This is a genomic window from Aquabacterium sp. T101, from assembly GCF_057219775.1.
In genome coordinates this window covers 87,515-103,526 of the sequence record NZ_JBXVVZ010000006.1, presented here as the reverse complement: position 1 = coordinate 103,526, position 16,012 = coordinate 87,515, and the positions used below count along the sequence as shown (strand labels likewise).

Annotated in this window: 14 protein-coding genes; 2 read left to right on the top strand and 12 right to left on the bottom strand. The window is 73.9% G+C overall.

Features of this window, described 5'->3' with window-relative positions:
* Positions 1-6: 6 nt before the first annotated feature.
* The 8 genes from AC2EAQ_RS15085 to AC2EAQ_RS15050 form a co-directional block, all read right to left on the bottom strand.
* Positions 7-1,338, bottom strand: a complete 1,332-nt coding sequence (locus tag AC2EAQ_RS15085; protein WP_484645165.1) for a type IV pilus modification PilV family protein — start codon at positions 1,336-1,338, stop codon at positions 7-9.
* Entirely contained in the window at positions 1,335-2,546 is a 1,212-nt protein-coding gene (locus AC2EAQ_RS15080) for a hypothetical protein (RefSeq protein ID WP_484645164.1), read from the bottom strand. The genes AC2EAQ_RS15085 and AC2EAQ_RS15080 overlap by 4 nt, the downstream gene beginning before the upstream one ends.
* A gap of 59 nt (positions 2,547-2,605) precedes the next feature.
* Positions 2,606-3,355 (bottom strand): hypothetical protein, encoded by a 750-nt coding sequence (locus tag AC2EAQ_RS15075; protein WP_484645163.1) that lies wholly within the window; start codon positions 3,353-3,355, stop codon positions 2,606-2,608.
* A gap of 8 nt (positions 3,356-3,363) precedes the next feature.
* Positions 3,364-3,843, bottom strand: a complete 480-nt coding sequence (locus AC2EAQ_RS15070) for a type IV pilin protein (protein ID WP_484645162.1) — start codon at positions 3,841-3,843, stop codon at positions 3,364-3,366.
* On the bottom strand, positions 3,837-4,379 hold the full coding sequence (locus AC2EAQ_RS15065) for a GspH/FimT family pseudopilin (protein ID WP_484645161.1): 543 nt from the start codon (positions 4,377-4,379) through the stop codon (positions 3,837-3,839). The genes AC2EAQ_RS15070 and AC2EAQ_RS15065 overlap by 7 nt, the downstream gene beginning before the upstream one ends.
* Positions 4,380-4,512: 133 nt before the next feature.
* Entirely contained in the window at positions 4,513-4,956 is a 444-nt protein-coding gene (gene nrdR / locus AC2EAQ_RS15060) for a transcriptional regulator NrdR (RefSeq protein ID WP_484645160.1), read from the bottom strand.
* Positions 4,957-4,982: 26 nt separating this feature from the next.
* Positions 4,983-6,233, bottom strand: coding sequence for a serine hydroxymethyltransferase (gene glyA, locus AC2EAQ_RS15055; RefSeq protein WP_484645159.1), 1,251 nt, complete (start codon positions 6,231-6,233; stop codon positions 4,983-4,985).
* Positions 6,234-6,456: 223 nt separating this feature from the next.
* The gene (locus AC2EAQ_RS15050; RefSeq protein WP_484645158.1) at positions 6,457-7,329 is read right to left on the bottom strand and encodes a lytic transglycosylase domain-containing protein; all 873 of its coding nucleotides are present in this window, start codon (positions 7,327-7,329) and stop codon (positions 6,457-6,459) included.
* Positions 7,330-7,567: 238 nt separating this feature from the next.
* Here AC2EAQ_RS15050 and AC2EAQ_RS15045 point away from each other — a divergent pair, with 238 nt between their 5' ends.
* Positions 7,568-9,124, top strand: coding sequence for a UbiD family decarboxylase (locus AC2EAQ_RS15045; protein WP_484645157.1), 1,557 nt, complete (start codon positions 7,568-7,570; stop codon positions 9,122-9,124).
* Positions 9,125-9,396: 272 nt separating this feature from the next.
* On the opposite strand, the gene AC2EAQ_RS15040 is transcribed toward AC2EAQ_RS15045, so the two are convergent.
* Entirely contained in the window at positions 9,397-10,215 is an 819-nt protein-coding gene (locus AC2EAQ_RS15040; protein WP_484645156.1) for a YdcF family protein, read from the bottom strand.
* A 91-nt stretch (positions 10,216-10,306) separates the two neighbouring features.
* Here AC2EAQ_RS15040 and AC2EAQ_RS15035 point away from each other — a divergent pair, with 91 nt between their 5' ends.
* Positions 10,307-14,131, top strand: coding sequence for a DUF748 domain-containing protein (locus tag AC2EAQ_RS15035; RefSeq protein WP_484645155.1), 3,825 nt, complete (start codon positions 10,307-10,309; stop codon positions 14,129-14,131).
* A gap of 12 nt (positions 14,132-14,143) precedes the next feature.
* On the opposite strand, the gene AC2EAQ_RS15030 is transcribed toward AC2EAQ_RS15035, so the two are convergent.
* The 3 genes from AC2EAQ_RS15030 to AC2EAQ_RS15020 are packed head-to-tail and all read right to left on the bottom strand — an operon-like array spanning position 14,144 to position 16,002.
* The gene (locus tag AC2EAQ_RS15030; protein ID WP_484645154.1) at positions 14,144-14,443 is read right to left on the bottom strand and encodes a hypothetical protein; all 300 of its coding nucleotides are present in this window, start codon (positions 14,441-14,443) and stop codon (positions 14,144-14,146) included.
* Between the two features lie 13 nt (positions 14,444-14,456).
* Positions 14,457-14,711 carry a sulfur carrier protein ThiS gene (gene thiS / locus AC2EAQ_RS15025; protein ID WP_484645153.1) on the bottom strand — a complete coding sequence of 85 codons (255 nt, stop codon included), beginning with the start codon at positions 14,709-14,711 and terminating at the stop codon, positions 14,457-14,459.
* A gap of 22 nt (positions 14,712-14,733) precedes the next feature.
* Positions 14,734-16,002 (bottom strand): NAD(P)/FAD-dependent oxidoreductase, encoded by a 1,269-nt coding sequence (locus AC2EAQ_RS15020; protein WP_484645152.1) that lies wholly within the window; start codon positions 16,000-16,002, stop codon positions 14,734-14,736.
* Positions 16,003-16,012: the final 10 nt, after the last annotated feature.

Genomic DNA, 16,012 nt, shown 5'->3' with positions numbered 1-16,012 from the left:
GGCTCGTCACGGCTGGTGCGGCGCCGTGGTGGCGTCAGTGTAGTGGCCGGCCTCCGGCACCTTGGTGGCCACCGGGCAGGCAAGGTCGCCGCGCACCAGCAGGAAGTTCTGGTGCGCGAGCGTGGTCGTGGCGTCGAGCCAGGCGTAAGGGTGCTCGTCGTTGTCGATGGCCGTGACGCGCGGGCCGTCGGTCACGACCACCGCGCCGTCGCGGTCGTGGTCGGCCGAGTAGCGGCACACGCGCCAGGCGTCGGGCGTGGTGCCGAGGGCCCAGCCGGCCAGGGGCCACAGCGTCAGGCGCGCGTTGAAGGCCGGCGGTGTCGACGGATCGCCGTCCAGGTCGACCACCGGCACCAGGCAGGCGTAGGCGAGGCCCTGCGACGACTTCAGCGCCCCGTCGCCGGTGTCGACGCTGCATTCGACCGCCGGATACACCGCCATGCCCCGGCCGAAGCTGCGGCCGGCCGGGCCGTCCACGGCCGGCCAGTACGGCGCGGCAAGCTGGGCCGCGAACCCTCGCGCGCCCGCCGGGGGCGGCGTGTTGTCGAGGTCGATCCGCAGCGCCAGCGGCCCCGGCAGCGGCCCGGCCGGCGCGCGCGGGTCCGGCACCTTGGCGCCGTCGGCGCGGATCACGCCACGGACGAGCCGGGCCTGCACCGCGTCGCAGCGCACGCCGGGGGCCGACAGCGCGGCGGTCGCACTCGCCGCGCCGCCGCCGCCAGTGCCCGCAGTACCGCCGCCCGACACGCCCGTGCAGCGACGGACCACGGCAGCGCTGGCGTTGTCCATCACGTAGGCGACGCTGCCCGCCGCCGTCGGCTTGAACAGGCTGGTGCCGTCGCCGAGGTCGGAGGCCGACAGCGGCGTCCGCCCCGCGCGCCCACCCCAGGGCAGGCCGGCCGGCCGCAGCCCCAGCGAGGCCGGCAGGGCCGGGTCGGCCCGCGCCAGCTGGGTGCGCAGCACCACGGCCTGCCCCTGGCCGGCACGGTCGCGCCAGCTCACGGTCACGGTCACGTCGCGCAGCGTCGCGGGTGCCGAGGCCAGGGTGCCGGGCACCGGCGCCACGCCGCGCTCGACGGTGTAGCCGGCCGTGCCGGGCGAGCCCACGGCCCCGCGTGCCGGGCCGAGGGTGTCGAAGGCGGCCAGGCCCGGCGCCGTGCGCAGCACTTCCAGATCGGCCTGGGCCAGTTGCAGCGCCTCGGCGCGCTGGCGGGCGAGTTCGGCCCCCAGCCGCAGCTTCACCTGCAGCGCGACGAAGGTCAGCAGGCCCAGCCCGAGGACCAGCAGCGCCACCATCGCCTCGACGAGGCCGACGCCGCGTGCGTGCCGGCGACTCACGGCGCCACCGCATCGTCGCGCCAGCTGCCGGGCACGCGGACGAAGGTGCCCGGCATGGACCGCAGCCGGGCGATCACCTGCGGGTCGAACACCAGGTCCGGCGCCGCGCCGCCACGCCAGTGGCCTTCCGACACCACCGCGCCGTCGACGCGCGCCGGTGCCGACGCGACCACCGCCGAGGCCGGGCCGTCGATGTCGCCGGCATACAGCAGGCCGTGCAGGCGCAGCGGCCCTTGCAGCCGCGCGGTGCCGTCGACGACGACGATCGCCGGCGCCGCGTCGTCGCCCAGCACCAGCGCGGCGTCGACGACGAGATCGCCGCGCAGCCACAGCTTGCGCGCTCCCCTCGCCTGCGCCGCGAGGACCGTCGCGCTGTCGCAGGGGCAGTGCAGCACCACGTCGGCGAATGACTCGCGCCAGGTGTCGCGCGGCACGCCGAACAAGGCCAGGAACAGGCGCGTCGGGTCCAGGGCCGCGAGCGCATCGTCGCGCGCCACCACGGCCGCGGTGGACGGCGTGCCGGCCGGTGCGGACACGCGCAGGGCCGGTGCGTCCACGCCAGCCCCGGCCCGCAGCGCCACGCCGCCGGAGGCCGCGTCCTCGTTGTGCACCCCGAGCGCGGCCGCGCCCGCCGCCAGCGTTCCCCGCACCGTGAGGGCCGCACCAGGCGACGCTGCCAGCGCGGGCCGCAGGGCCAGCGTGACGCGCAGCCCGGCCCGGGCGTCGGCGCTGCAGTCGGCGCCGGGAACGCCACGCACGCAGGCGTGCGACACGACATCGACCGCGAGCGCGCCCGCGCGCGGCGCGAACTCGACCGTGAAGCCCGGTCCCGTGCCGGGCGGCGCCGGCGGCGCCTCGCCCGCACGGGCGCAGCGGCAGACCCAGCCCGCGCCGTCGGCCGGGGCGATGCAGGCTGCGACCGGCACGCCGGGCGCACGGGGCCGCAGGCTGGCGCCGTCCGGCGCGACCGACAGGTGCGTGTCGAGGAAACGCAGACCGGCGCCGGCGGGCTGGCAATCGGCCGCCAGCGGCGTGGCATCGCGCAACCGCACCGTGGCCCACTCGAGGCCGGCTTCGGCCACCTCGTGCGCGATCGCGGCACGCACCTGGTTGGCGGCGGCACGCTGCTCGAACACCAGGCTGCGATGGACGAACACCACCGCGATGGCCAGCGCCGCATACAGCAGCACGACGACAGCCAGCGCCATCGCACCACGCTGCGCCGGCCGGCCGCGGCGGGCCGCGCCGGCAAGGGGCCGACGGTTCGTCATGGCGCGGGGCACGGGCCGGTGAGCAGGTCGTTGCGCACGCGCACCGTGCCGGTCAGGCGGCGCTCGACGCGCGGGGCGTCGGGCAGCGCGGCGTGCAGTTCGACGACCACGGCGCGCAGCGCCGCGCGCGGGCAGCGGTCGCCGCACGGCAGGCCGCAGAACGCGCCGAGCGTCACGTCGCTTCCGGCCGATGTGACCGTGAAGCGCCGAACGCTGGTCGCGCCCGGGTCGGTCAGCGCCTGCGGCGACCCGCCCTGCAGCACGGCGTGGAGCGCGCCCCGGCTGAGGTGGAAACCCGAGCGCGACGGTGCCGGGTCGTCGTCCGCGGCGGTGAGGTGGCAGGCGTGCGACGCCACTGCAGGTGGCATGGCCGCGGGCACGGCCGAGGTGCCCGCGGTCGGCGCGTTGCAGGGGACGGGGAGGAACGCGCCATACGGATTGACGGCGGGCCCATCCGGCGGCACGCCCGACGCCGGCCATGCCGCCACCCACACCCCGGCCGTCGCGTCGGGCCATTGGCCGGACCGTCGAAGCTCGCGCGCCACGATGTCCATTGCTGCTCGCAGGTCCTGCTGCAGCCGCGCTTCGGCCAGCAGGCGCCGCTGCTCGCCGCTGGCCAGGGCCACCAGCGCCAGCGCGGCTGCCGTGACCAGCAGGCCCAGCGTCAGGCCGACCAGCAGTTCGGGCAGCGAGAGCCCGGCGGCCCGGCGCCGCGCGGCGGCGCTTGGCCACCCGCACCGGCGCAAGCGGGGCGTCACTGCCGGAAGCATGCGGCCGGCTCGTAGCGGAAGTGGCCGGGCACGACCACCAGCCGCAACACCGTGCAGGACTGGCCCGCGGCACGGTCCCGGGCCTGGTCGCCCGTGGCCCGGGCCTGCACGGTGAAGGCGTCGGGTGCGGCCGGCGTCGGCAGCGCGACCAGCTCGTACACGTAGCGCGGGCTGGACAGCGCCAGGCCCAGGCCGTGCGCCGGGTCGCAGTCCGCCGGTGGGCAACCGCCGGGCAGCGTGGCGTGCGGCGGCGCGGCGAGGCTGGCGGCGTAGCAGGCACATTGCGCGCGCCAGCGCTCCTGGGCCTGCTGCACCTGCAGCAGCGCGGCGATGGCCTCGGCCCGCCGCGCCGCGCGGATCTGCGCCGCCAGGCCCGGCAGCGCCACCACTGCGAGGAGGGCGGCGACAAGCACGGCCACCAGCGCCTCGACGAGGGTGAAGCCGGCGGCGGGACGCGTCAGCACGCAGGCACCCCGGCCAGCGCCCCACCGACGCTGCAGCTGCGCACGCGGCCGGTGAGGTTGACGACGTGATGCACCGCTGCGCCCCCGGCGGTGGACACGCGCAGCGTGCCCGAAGGCGTGGCGGTGCCCAGGCGCGGATCGAACCGCAGGGCCGACACGCTGGACGACACCGCCAGCCCCGAGCGGGCCTCGACGAAGCGGTACGACACCAGCACCGCGCCGACCTCGCACACCGGGTCGGCGCTGCCGTTGCAGCGGCAGCCTTCGGCCGCGCCGGCGAACGCGAGCCAGCAGCTGCCGCCGTCGACGGCGCGCACTTCCACGCGCACGCCCTGGCGCCTCGCCACGGCCTCGCTGCGGGCGCGCTGCAGGTCGGCGCGCAGTTCGGCCGACAGGCCCGCCAGCGCACGGCGTTGCAGCAGATCGGCCAGCGGCGGCCACGCGGCCAGGGCCACCAGCGCCACGATGGTCAGCGTGACGGCAAGTTCGACCAGCGTCAGGCCGAGCTGAGGGGACCTGCAGACGTTGTGGACCATCGGTGCGCCACCCGGAACGGGGCGGTGACACCGGCAAAAGCCCCCGGGAACGCACCCGGGACGGCTCCGGCGGCCAGGCCGTCGAGCCGGCCCGTGCGGCGGCGGCGCACCGCCCACCGCGCCGACCCGCGACTCAAATGTCGCGGATCAACTGGCGGAACTCGTCGACGTCCTCGAAGCTGCGATACACGGACGCGAATCGCACGTAAGCCACCTTGTCGATGCGCTTGAGCTCGCGCATCACCAGCTCGCCCAGGCGCGTGGACGGCACCTCCTTGGCGCCGCTGGTGAGCAGCTTGTCCTGGATGCGCTCGAGCGCGGCGTCGACCTGCTCCACGCTCACCGGGCGCTTGCGCAGCGCCAGCAGCATCGACGCGCGCAGCTTGGCCGGGTCGAACTCGGCGCGCGCGCCGTCCTTCTTGACCACCTGCGGCAGCGCGATCTCGGGCCGCTCGTAGGTGGTGAAGCGCTTGTCGCAGGCGGTGCAGCGACGGCGCCGCCGGATGACGTCGCCCTCGTCGGACTCGCGGGTCTCGACGACCTGCGTTTCCTCGTGGGCGCAGAACGGGCAGCGCAAGCGGGTCGACTCCGGCGGCCGGGGTGCTAGCGGTAGACCGGGAAGTCGCGCGCCAGCGCGGCCACCTTGGCGCGCACCTGCGCGATGGCGGCCTCGTCCTGCGGCCGCTCCAGCACGTCGGCGATCAGGTGCGCGGTCTGGCGCGCCTGCTCTTCCTTGAAGCCGCGCGTGGTCATCGCCGGCGAGCCCAGGCGGATGCCGCTGGTGACCATCGGCTTCTGCGGGTCGTTCGGGATGCCGTTCTTGTTGCAGGTGATGTGGGCGCGGCCGAGCACGGCCTCGGCGTCCTTGCCGGTGATGCCCTTGGGGCGCAGGTCCACCAGCATCACGTGGCTCTGCGTGCCGCCGGAGACGATGCGCAGGCCGCGCGCCATCAGCGTCTCGGCCATCGCGCGCGCGTTCACCAGCACCTGCTGCTGGTAGACCTTGAACGACGGCTCCAGCGCCTCCTTGAAGGCCACCGCCTTGCCGGCGATGACGTGCATCAGCGGGCCGCCCTGGATGCCGGGGAAGATGGCGCTGTTGATCTTCTTGGCGATGTCGTCGTCGTTGCACACCACGATGCCGCCGCGCGGACCGCGCAGGCTCTTGTGGGTGGTGGACGTGACCACGTCGGCGTGCGGCACCGGGTTGGGGTACACGCCCGCGGCGATCAGGCCGGCGTAGTGGGCCATGTCCACCATCAGCAGCGCACCCACGGCCTTGGCCACGCGGGCGAAGCGCTCGAAGTCGATGTGCAGGCTGTAGGCCGACGCGCCGGCGATGATGATCTTCGGCCGCGCCTCGTGGGCGAGCTTTTCCATCGCGGCGTAGTCGATGGCCTCGTTGGCGTCCAGGCCGTAGCTGACGACCTTGAACCACTTGCCGCTCATGTTCAGCGCCATGCCGTGCGTGAGGTGTCCGCCCTCGGCCAGGCTCATGCCCATGATGGTGTCGCCCGGCTGCAGCAGGCCGAAGAACACCGCCTGGTTGGCCTGCGAGCCGGAGTTGGCCTGCACGTTGGCGTGGCGCGCGCCGAACAGCTGCTTGCAGCGCTCGATGGCCAGGGTCTCGACCACGTCGACATGCTCGCAGCCGCCGTAATAGCGCTTGCCGGGGTAGCCCTCGGCGTACTTGTTGGTGAGCTGCGAGCCCTGGGCGGCCATCACGGCCGGCGAGGTGTAGTTCTCGCTGGCGATCAGCTCGATGTGCTCTTCCTGGCGGCGGTTCTCGGCCTGGATGGCGGCATGGATCTCGGGGTCGATCGCGGCCAGGGTGTGGGTGGAACGGTCGAACATGGCAGTCCTCATCGGAACGACGGGCCTTCACGGGCGCACTGCGACGCGGCGCAGAACGAACGGAGGGCTGCCCAGGCGCACGGCGGACACCACGGCCGGCCGGGGGCCGTCCGCGTCTGCGCTTCCCGGTGGTGTCCCACCTCGGGCCGCGGGCCGGGGGCCCGCAAGGCCGTTATCGCCAGTCGCGCAGGAAAACGAGTGTAGCCGCGCCGCCGCGGCCCCTTTAACGGGCCAGCGCGACGCGCTGCAGCCCGGCGGCCGACGCCTGCGGCGCCGGGTCGGGCTTGTCGGCGCCGGTGGCCTCGGCGGCGGGCGCTGGCTCCTCGGCACGCACCACCACCGGCGCCTGCGGCACCGTCAGCGGCACGCTGCGGCCCGACGCCACCAGGCGCAGATGGGCCTGTTCGCCCAGCACCTTGGCCACGTAGCCGCCGTCTTCGGGCAGGTTGGCCGCGCCGACATAGAAGCGCAGGCCGCCTTCCAGGCTGCCGGCCCGGGCGATGCACTCCTTGAGCACCTGCACACCCACGCGCAGGTTGGTCAGCGGGTCGAAAGCCGCATGCTGACCGCCGAAGGCCTCGTACTTGTCGTCGTGGACGCGGGTCATCACCTGCATCAGCCCCTGGGCACCCACGGGGCTCTGGGCGAACGGGTTGAAGCTCGACTCCACGGCCATGATGGCCAGGATCAGGGTCGGGTCGATCTGGGCGCGCTGACCGAGGGCCCAGGCTTCCTGGACCAGCCGGCTCAGCGGCTCGGGCGCGACCTTGTAGCGGCGCGACAGCCAGGTGGCCACGGCGGCCTGCTGGCGCGGCAGCTCGCGCGGGTCGGCGGCCGTGGCACGGTTCACGGCCACGGGCTCCGCCAGGGCCACCAGCAGATTGCCGTCGCGCTCGGCGCGCTGCTCGTGGCGCTCCTGCAGCCAGCCCAGGGTGGTCAGTTCCATCTGGTGACGCACGTCGGGGTGGCCGGCGACGAACACGCCGGCCGCCGCCACGGCCAGGCCGAGCAGGGCCAGGCCGTTGTGGCTCACCTCCAGCAGGCCATTGCCCACGTCGCGCAGGAACACGTTGCACGACGAACCGATCGACTTCAAGAAACTCAGCGCTGTCACGAGGGTCCTTTCCGGCCGCCGATCGGCTCCGGCACCGGAGGCGCCCGAGGGGTCGACAGTCATAATGGGCCGCGAAGGGTCGCGGCGGGCAGCGTTCCCGGATCGCTGCTCTCGCAAGGCGTCACGGGTTAACCCTGGTTTCTGTCAGGGCGGGCGGATTCTAGGAAGCCCGCTAATAACCAGTCAACAATGTATTGAAGACTCTTCATTCCAATTGAGCATGAAATATCGGGACCTGCGCGACTTCATCCGGCAGCTCGAAGCCCAAGGCGAGCTGGTACGCCTCGCGGAGCCTGTATCGGCGCGGCTCGAAATGACAGCGCTCGCTGACCAGGTGCTGCGGGCCGAAGGGCCGGCAATACTGGTTACAAATCCAGTGGGTTACAAAATTCCCGCCCTGATCAACCTGTTCGGGGTGCCTCGCCGGGTGGCCCTGGGCATGGGCGCGGACCAGGTCGAGGACCTGCGCGACGTCGGCCGGGTGCTGGCCAGCCTCAAGGAACCCGAGCCGCCGAAGGGCCTGAAGGACGCCGGCAAGCTGCTGACGCTGGTGCGGGCGCTGTGGGACATGAAGCCCGAGCGGGTGCGTTCGGCGCCCTGCCAGGAGGTGGTCCTGGAGGGCGACGACGTGGACCTGGGCCGGTTGCCGGTGCAGACCTGCTGGCCCGGCGACGCCGGCCCGCTGATCACCTGGGGCCTCGTCGTGACGCGCGGCCCGCAGACGGTGGCGTCGCCGCGCCTGCGCCAGAACCTGGGCATCTACCGCCAGCAGGTCATCGGCCGGCGCGAGGTGATCATGCGCTGGCTCGCTCACCGCGGCGGCGCGCTCGACTTCCGCGACTTCGCCCGCGCCAACCCCGGGCGCCCGTTTCCGATCGCGGTGGCGCTGGGGGCCGACCCGGCCACGATCCTGGGCGCCGTGACGCCGGTGCCCGACACGCTGAGCGAGTACCAGTTCGCCGGCCTGCTGCGCGGTGGCCGCACCGAGGTGGTGGACACCTCGGTGGGCGAAGGCGAACTGCGCCTGCAGGCGCCGGCCAGCGCCGAGTTCGTGCTCGAAGGCCACATCCCGACCGCCGAGCCCGGCTTCCAGGGTGAAAGCGAGCACGGCGTGAAGCTGTGCGAGCGCGGCGGCTACCTGCACGCGCTGGAGGGCCCCTTCGGCGACCACACCGGCTACTACAACGAGCAGGACTGGTTCCCGGTGTTTCGCATCGACCGGCTGACGCACCGGCGCGACCCGATCTACCACTCCACCTACACCGGCAAGCCGCCGGACGAGCCGGCCGTGCTGGGCGTCGCGCTCAACGAGGTGTTCGTGCCGATCCTGCAGAAGCAGTTTCCGGAGATCGTCGACTTCTACCTGCCGCCCGAAGGCTGCAGCTACCGCATGGCGGTCATCTCGATCCGCAAGGCCTATGCCGGCCATGCCAAGCGGGTGATGTTCGGCCTGTGGAGCTTCCTGCGCCAGTTCATGTACACGAAGTTCATCGTCGTCACCGACGACGACGTCGACATCCGCGACTGGAAGGAGGTGGTCTGGGCCGTGACCACCCGGGTCGACCCGGTGCGCGACACCACGCTGGTGGACCAGACCCCGATCGACTACCTGGACTTCGCCTCGCCGGTGAGCGGGCTGGGCGGCAAGATGGGCATCGACGCCACCCACAAGTGGCCCGGCGAGACGCAGCGCGAGTGGGGCCGCGTGATCGACATGCCGCAGGCCACGCGCGACGCGGTGCAGCAGGCGTTCGCCAAGGTGATGTCGGGCCGCTGACACGCGCGACCGCCTGTCAAGCGTGTTCAGGCAATGGTGCCGGGCCGCCCGATTGCCAGACTTGCCTTGTGCCGCGGCCCGCATCGTCCTATCGTGGGCTGGCCCGCTGCGGCGGGTTCAAAGAGCGGCGCAGTCTTCTGCGCCCAAGGGGCCCGGGACATCCTCCCTCCCGATCCCCGAACGGTGGCGCGAGCCACCCGCCCCTCCCCGCTTCGGCGCGGAGGGGTTTGTTCTTTCAGGGCCCGGGTTCGGTCAGGGCAGGGGGCGGCGCCTCAGGCGCCCAGCCACAGGGCGAGCTTCTCGCGCAGCACGGCGCGCACGAGGAACTGGCCCTCGGACGACGGCATCCAGCGCAGCACCGGGCGCTCGACGCGCGGGCTCAACCCCATCGGCGCGGCCACGATCTCCCACCTGGCTTCCTTGACGAACGCGGCGTCGCGGAAGGCCCGCAGCGCGCGCGGCATGTGCCAGCCGTGGGTGACCAGCACCACCTGCTGGACGCCCTGGTCGGCCAGCATCGTGGTGGTGAACAGCGCGTTCTCGCGCGTGTCGCGGGCCTTCGGTTCGGTCCAACGCAGCGGGCGCACGAACTCGCGCGACGCGATCGCAGCGGCCACCTCGGCCTCCGTGACGCCGGGTTCGGACTGGTGTCCCAGCCCGCCCGAAAACAGCACCGGGGCGCCGGTCTCGCGGCTCAGCCACAGGCCGTAGCGCAACCGCTCCAGCGACCAGGGCGACAGGCTGGCCACACCGTACTCGGGCGCCTTGGCCTCGCGGCCGCCGCCGAGCACGACCACGGCCACGCCACCCGGCTTGGCCACGTTGCGGCGCAGTTCGGCCACGCGCTCGGAGGTCAGGGCCGGCGGCGTTGCCAGCAGCGAGCCCTGAAGCCACTCGCCCACCGCGCTGCAGGCGCCGAACCACAGGCCCAGCACCGAGAGAAGCACGACGAGCCAGCCGAGGCCGCGGCGCCAGAGGATCATCCGGGCGCCCACCAGCGTCAGCAGCAGCAGCGGTACCGGCGGCAGCAACAGCGCGCTGAGCACCGGCTTCCAGGACTCGATGCCCAGCGACAGGAAGATTTCGTTCAAGAGGGCGGCCCTGCGCGGTTTGCCAAGGCCGGCGATTGTGCCGCAGGCCCTGCCGGTTGCCGGCCCGCGGCGGCTCGGGCAGGATGATCCGATGACCGACGCCACGAAATCCGCCGTCCCGGCCCGTTCGCGCTGGGCTCGCCGCCTCTTCGTGGCGGTCGCCGTGCTGCTGGCCCTGTGGGCGGTGGCGTGGCTGGCCGTGCCGCCGCTGGTCAAGAGCCAGGCCGAGCAACGGCTGTCGGCGCTGCTCGGCCGGCCGGTCACGATCGGCCGGGTGGCGTTCGCTCCGTGGTCGCTGGCGCTGACGGTAGAGCAGTTGCGCATCGGTGCGGCGGACCCCGCCGCACCGCCGCAGTTCGAGCTGGCGCGGCTGCACGTGGACGCCGAACTGAGCTCGCTGCTGCGCCTGGCGCCGGTGGTGCAGGCCGTGGAAGTCCAGTCCCCGCACCTGCGCCTGGCCCGGCTCGCCGACGGCCGCTACGACATCGACGACGTGATCGCGAAGCTGCGCCCGGCCTCGCCCCCGCCGGCCGATGCCTCGCCGGCGCGATTCGCGCTCTACAACCTGCGCCTGACCGACGGGCAGTTGCTGTTCGACGACCGTCCGGTGCAGCGCCAGCACCGCCTCGACGGCCTGCAGGTGGCACTGCCGTTCGTGTCCAACCTGCCAGCGCATGTGGACGTGCATGTCGAGCCTCGCGTGGCGTTCCGGCTCGACGGTGCAGCGTTCGACAGTGGCGCCCAGGCGCAGCCGTTCACCGCCGACCGCAAGGGCACGCTGCGCATGACCGTCGCCGGCCTGGACCTGGCGAACTGGCTGCCCTACCTGCCCGCCACGCTGCCCGTGCGGCCGCTGCGCGGCGTGTTCGCCACCGAACTGGCGGTCGACTTTGCCGCCGCCACGGGGGGGCGCCCCACGGTGGCCGTGTCGGGCCGCGCGTCGCTGGCCGACGCCGCCTTCGCGCCCGGCACGCGGGCCGAGCCTGCCCTGTCGTGGAAGCGCCTGGGCATCGAGTTGAAGGACGTCCAGCCGCTGGTCGGGCGCATCGCGCTGGGCACGGTGCGCGTCGAAGGCGCGTCCGCGGTGGTGCGGCGCGACGCGCGCGGCCGGCTCGACGTGCTGCCGCAGGCCGATGGCGAGGCCGCGGCACCGCGGCCGGGCGGCGCCGCGTCCGCGTCGGCGGCGGCCCCGGCGGCCGGCGCTGCCGCGCCGTGGCAGGTCTCGGTGGACCGGATCGAGCTGGCGGACCTGCAGCTCGACTGGCAGGACGCGACCACGCGGCCCGCGGCGGCCCTGCGGGTGGACGGCGTGACGCTGCAGGCCGGCCCGCTGCGCTGGCCCTTCGCCGAAGCGGCGGCGACGCCGGCCGCTTCGGGTGCCTCGGCGGCGTCGTCGCCCGCGGCGCCCGCGTCGGCGGCGGTCGCCGGCGGGGCCCCCTTCAAGATCACGGGCCGGCTCGCACCGCCCGCAGGCGCGGCCAGCGCGGCCACGTTCTCGGTGTCCGGCCAGGCCAGCGACCGCGCGGCCGACGTGTCGCTCGATCTCGCCGGCCTCGAACTGCGCTGGCTCGCGCCCTACCTCGCCCAGGCGCTCGACGCGTCGGTCGAGGCGCGGCTGGGCACTGCGGCTCGGCTCGAATGGGCCGCGGGTGACGCGGGCCGACTGACGCTGTCGGACGTGTCGGCGCGGCTGGACGGGCTGCGCGTGCGCGACCCGGGTGCGCCCGCGAGGGCCGCGCCCGCCGCGGCCGTGGCGTCGGTGGCGGTGGCCGACACCCGGGTGGACCTGCTCGCGCGCAAGCTGTCATTGGGCAGCGTGCGCATCGACCGCCCGGTGCTGCGCGGTGCACGCGATGCACAGGGCCGGATCAACTTGCAGGCCTGGGCCCGCCCGTCCGCCACGGGCGACGCCTCGGCATCACCCCGGCCCGACAGCGGCCCGGCGTGGCAACTGCTGCTGGCCGACGCGCAGGTCGTCGGCGGCGATCTGTCCTGGACCGACGAGCGCCCCACGCCGTCGGCGCAGCAGCCGCTGCGCGTGCAGGCTGGCGCGGTGCAGGCCAGCGTGCGAGGCCTGGCCTGGCCGTCCGGGCCGGGCACGCCGCCGGCGCGCGTGCAGTTGTCGATGCGGCTGTCGGACGGCGAAGCACGCACGTCGCGTCTGCCGGCCGATGCCGGCCGCGTCGAATGGGCGGGACAGGTCAGCCCTGCGCCGCTGTCGCTGCGCGGGACGCTGCGGGCCGAACGCGTGCCGGTGCACGCGGTAGCGCCCTATGTCGACGGCGAACTGCCGATCGAGCTGCTGCGCGCCGAGGCGAGCTGGCGCGGCGACATCGCGTTCGCACAGCGTGGCGACGCGATCGAGGCCGGCGCACGCGGTGATGCCCGCATCGGCGACCTGCGCCTGCATGAGCGCGCGTCGGCCGGCGCATCGCGCAGCGGGGGCGAGCTGCTCACCTGGCAGGCGTTCGCACTCACCGGTGTCGATCTGCGCATGACGCCCGGCCGCAAACCGACGCTGGCCATCGCCGAGGCCGCGCTGACGGACTTCTACTCGCGCCTGGTGATCACCGAGGACGGCCGCTTCAACCTGCGCGACGTCGCCGCGGCGCCGAAGGGCGGCGGCACGGCGGCCGCGCAGGCGTCCGCCACGGTCCCTGCGCCCACGCCCACGCCTGCAGCGGCGCCCGCCACGGCCCCACCCGCCGCGGCCGGCCTGCCGATCGACATCAGCGTGGGCGGCGTGCGCCTGGTCAACGGCAAGGTCGACTTCACCGACCGCTTCATCCGGCCGAACTACAGCGCCGCGCTGACCGAGCTGAACGGCCGCCTGGGCGCCTTCAGCTCCAGCACGCGCGACATGGCCACGCTGGAGCTGCGCGGCCGCGCCGCCGGCACGGCGCAGCTGGAGATCGTCGGTTCGCTGAACCCGACCGCGCAGCCGCTGGCGCTGGACATCCAGGCCCGCGCCACCGCCCTGGAACTGGCGCCCTTCTCGCCCTACGCGGGCCGCTACGCGGGCTACGCCATCGAGCGCGGCAAGCTGAGCATGGACGTGGCCTACAAGATCGACGCCGACGGCAAGCTCGACGCGAAGAACCAGGTCGTGCTCAACCAGCTCACCTTCGGCGACAAGGTCGACTCGCCCGACGCGACCAAGCTGCCGGTGCTGCTGGCCGTGGCGCTGCTGAAGGACCGCAACGGCGTGATCGACATCAACCTGCCGATCAGCGGGTCGATCAATGACCCGCAGTTCAGCGTGTTCGGCATCGTGCTCAAGATCATCGGCAACCTGCTGGTCAAGGCGCTGACGGCCCCGTTCGCGCTGCTGGCCGGCGGCGGCAGCGAGGACCTCAGCTTCGTCGGCTTCGAGCCCGGCACCGCGCGCTTCACCGACGCCGGCCGCGCCGTCGTCGACAAGGTGGCCAAGGCGCTGGCCGACCGGCCGGCGCTGAGGATGACCGTCACCGGCGCGAGCGACCCGCAGAGCGAGCGCGAGGCGATGCAGCGCGCGGCGCTGGACGCACGCATCGCCGCCGAGCAGCGGCGCGAGGCACTGCGCGCCGGGGCCGCGGCCGACGCGCCGCTGCCGCCGCTGAGCACTGCGCAGCGCGACGCGCTGGTGCGGCGCCTGTATGCCGACACCCGCCTGCCCGACAAGCCGCGCAATGCGATCGGGATGGTGCGTGACATTCCGGTGCCCGAGATGGAAGCGCTGCTGCGGCGTGCCGTGCTGGTGTCGTCGGACACCGCGCGCGAGCTGGCACTGCAGCGCGGGCTGGCGGTGCGCGACGCGCTGGTGGCCAAGGGGCTGCCCGGCGATCGGCTCTTCCTCGCGGCGCCGCGCCTGCGCGCGTCGGGCGAGGACGACGCGGCGTGGTCGCCGCGCGTGCAGCTCGCGCTGTCGACGCAGTAGCCCGGGCGGCGCTCAGCCGCCGCCGCGCTGCGTGTACAGGTCGAAGTGGCGCATGAAGGCGTGCCATGCCGCGGCGTCCACGCCCTCGGCCCGGAAGCGCACCGCCAGGCGCGGCAAGGTCACCAGGGCGATGCGGCGCGGCGCAAGCTCGCTCCATTCGATGGCGACCGTGCCGCCGTGCAGCGCCAGCCGCGCGCCGTTCGGCTGCCATTCGATCGACGCGCCGCGGCTCGCACCCGGCAGCCAGCCGCGCAGCTCGCCGGCGGTGCAGCCCATCTCGCGCTCGAAGGCGAACGGGTAGTGCGACTGCATCGGCCCGGCGGCCCTAGCCGCCGGCGATCGGCGGCCAGATGGCGAGCACGTCGCCGTCCTTCGGCACGAAGGTCAGGCGTTCCTCGGGCGGCACGTACACGCCGTTGACGAGCACGAGGTGCACCAGCTTCTCGGGCATGCCGAACGGCTCGATGATCTTGGCGATCGGCGTGCCCTCGGCGATCTCCAGGCTGACCTGGTTGCTGCGCTGGGCCTCGGCCGGCAGGTGCTGCGTCAGGCTGGCGTAGAGCTTGAACGTGATGCGCATCGTGTCGTGCCGGACCGCCTGCTCAGCCCTTGACCAGCGCGCGCTCGGCCTGCGCCTGCGCGCTGGCCAGGTAGGCCGGCATCAGCTGGGTCGGGTCGTCCAGCAGGCGCTGCTTCCAGCCCGGGGCCAGGCGCACCTGGCCCTCGACGAGGCCGCGCATCGCGCCCACGTGCTCGGTCCAGCCGACGCTGTTGCAGCCCACCAGGCGCTCGCCGTTGAACTGCAGGCTCAGGTGGCGGCCCGCGGCGCGGTCGGTCAGCTCCACGTGCTCGCCGCCGGGCACGCCCTGCCAGTCGCCGAAGCTGGCGCTGATGAGGCCGAGCGTGTCGAGCACGTTGATCTGCGTCACGCCGCGCAGCTCGGCGCGCTGGCCGACCATGTTCAGCGCCGCCACGCGCGCCTGCTCGGCCGCATTGGGCTGGATCGCACTGACGATGGTCTTGCCGCTGACCTTGTCGAAGGCCTCGGCGCAGTCGCCCGCGGCATAGACCCCGGGCACGTTGGTCTGCAGGTGCTCGTCGGTGAGCACGCCCACCAGGCAGCGCACGCCGCTGTTCTCCAGGAAACCGATGTTCGGCCGCACGCCGGTGGCGTTGATGACGAGGTCGCAGCCCAGGTGCTGGCCGTCGGACAGGCGCGCGCGCAGCGGCGCATGGGACTCGATCGCCTCGACGCGGGTGCCGGTGAGCACGCGCACGCCCTTGCCTTCGCACCACGACTTGATCATGCCGCCGGCCGTGGGGCCCATCATGCGCGGCACCATGCGGTCGCCCATCTCCACCACGGTGAGCTGCACGCCGCGCGCGGCCAGCGCCTCCAGGATGATGCAGCCGATGAAGCCCGCGCCCATCTGCAGCACGCGCGCGCCCTGGGTGGCCCGCTGCGCGATGGCGCGCGCGTCCTTCAGGGTCCAGCAGTGCAGTACGCCGGCGGTGTGGATGCCGGGGATCGGCGGGTTGGCCGGCTGCGAGCCGGTGGCGATCAGCAGCCGGTCGTAGCCGAGGCTCGAGCCGTCGTCGAACGACACCGAGCGCGCGACGGTGTCCACCGCCTTGGCGCGAACGCCGCGCTTGACGTGGATGCGCAGCTTTGCATAGTGGTCGGCGCCGTGGCGCAGGTGGGTGCCCTCCTCGCCGATGTTGCCCATCAGCAGGTAGGGGATCGCCATGCGCGAGTACGGCGCCTCGGGCTCGTCGCCCACGAGCGTGATCTCGTCGTGCGGCGCGTGCTTGCGCAGGGTCTCGGCCGCGATGACGCCGGCCGGGCCGGCGCCGAGGATCAGGTGCTTCATGTTCGTCCTT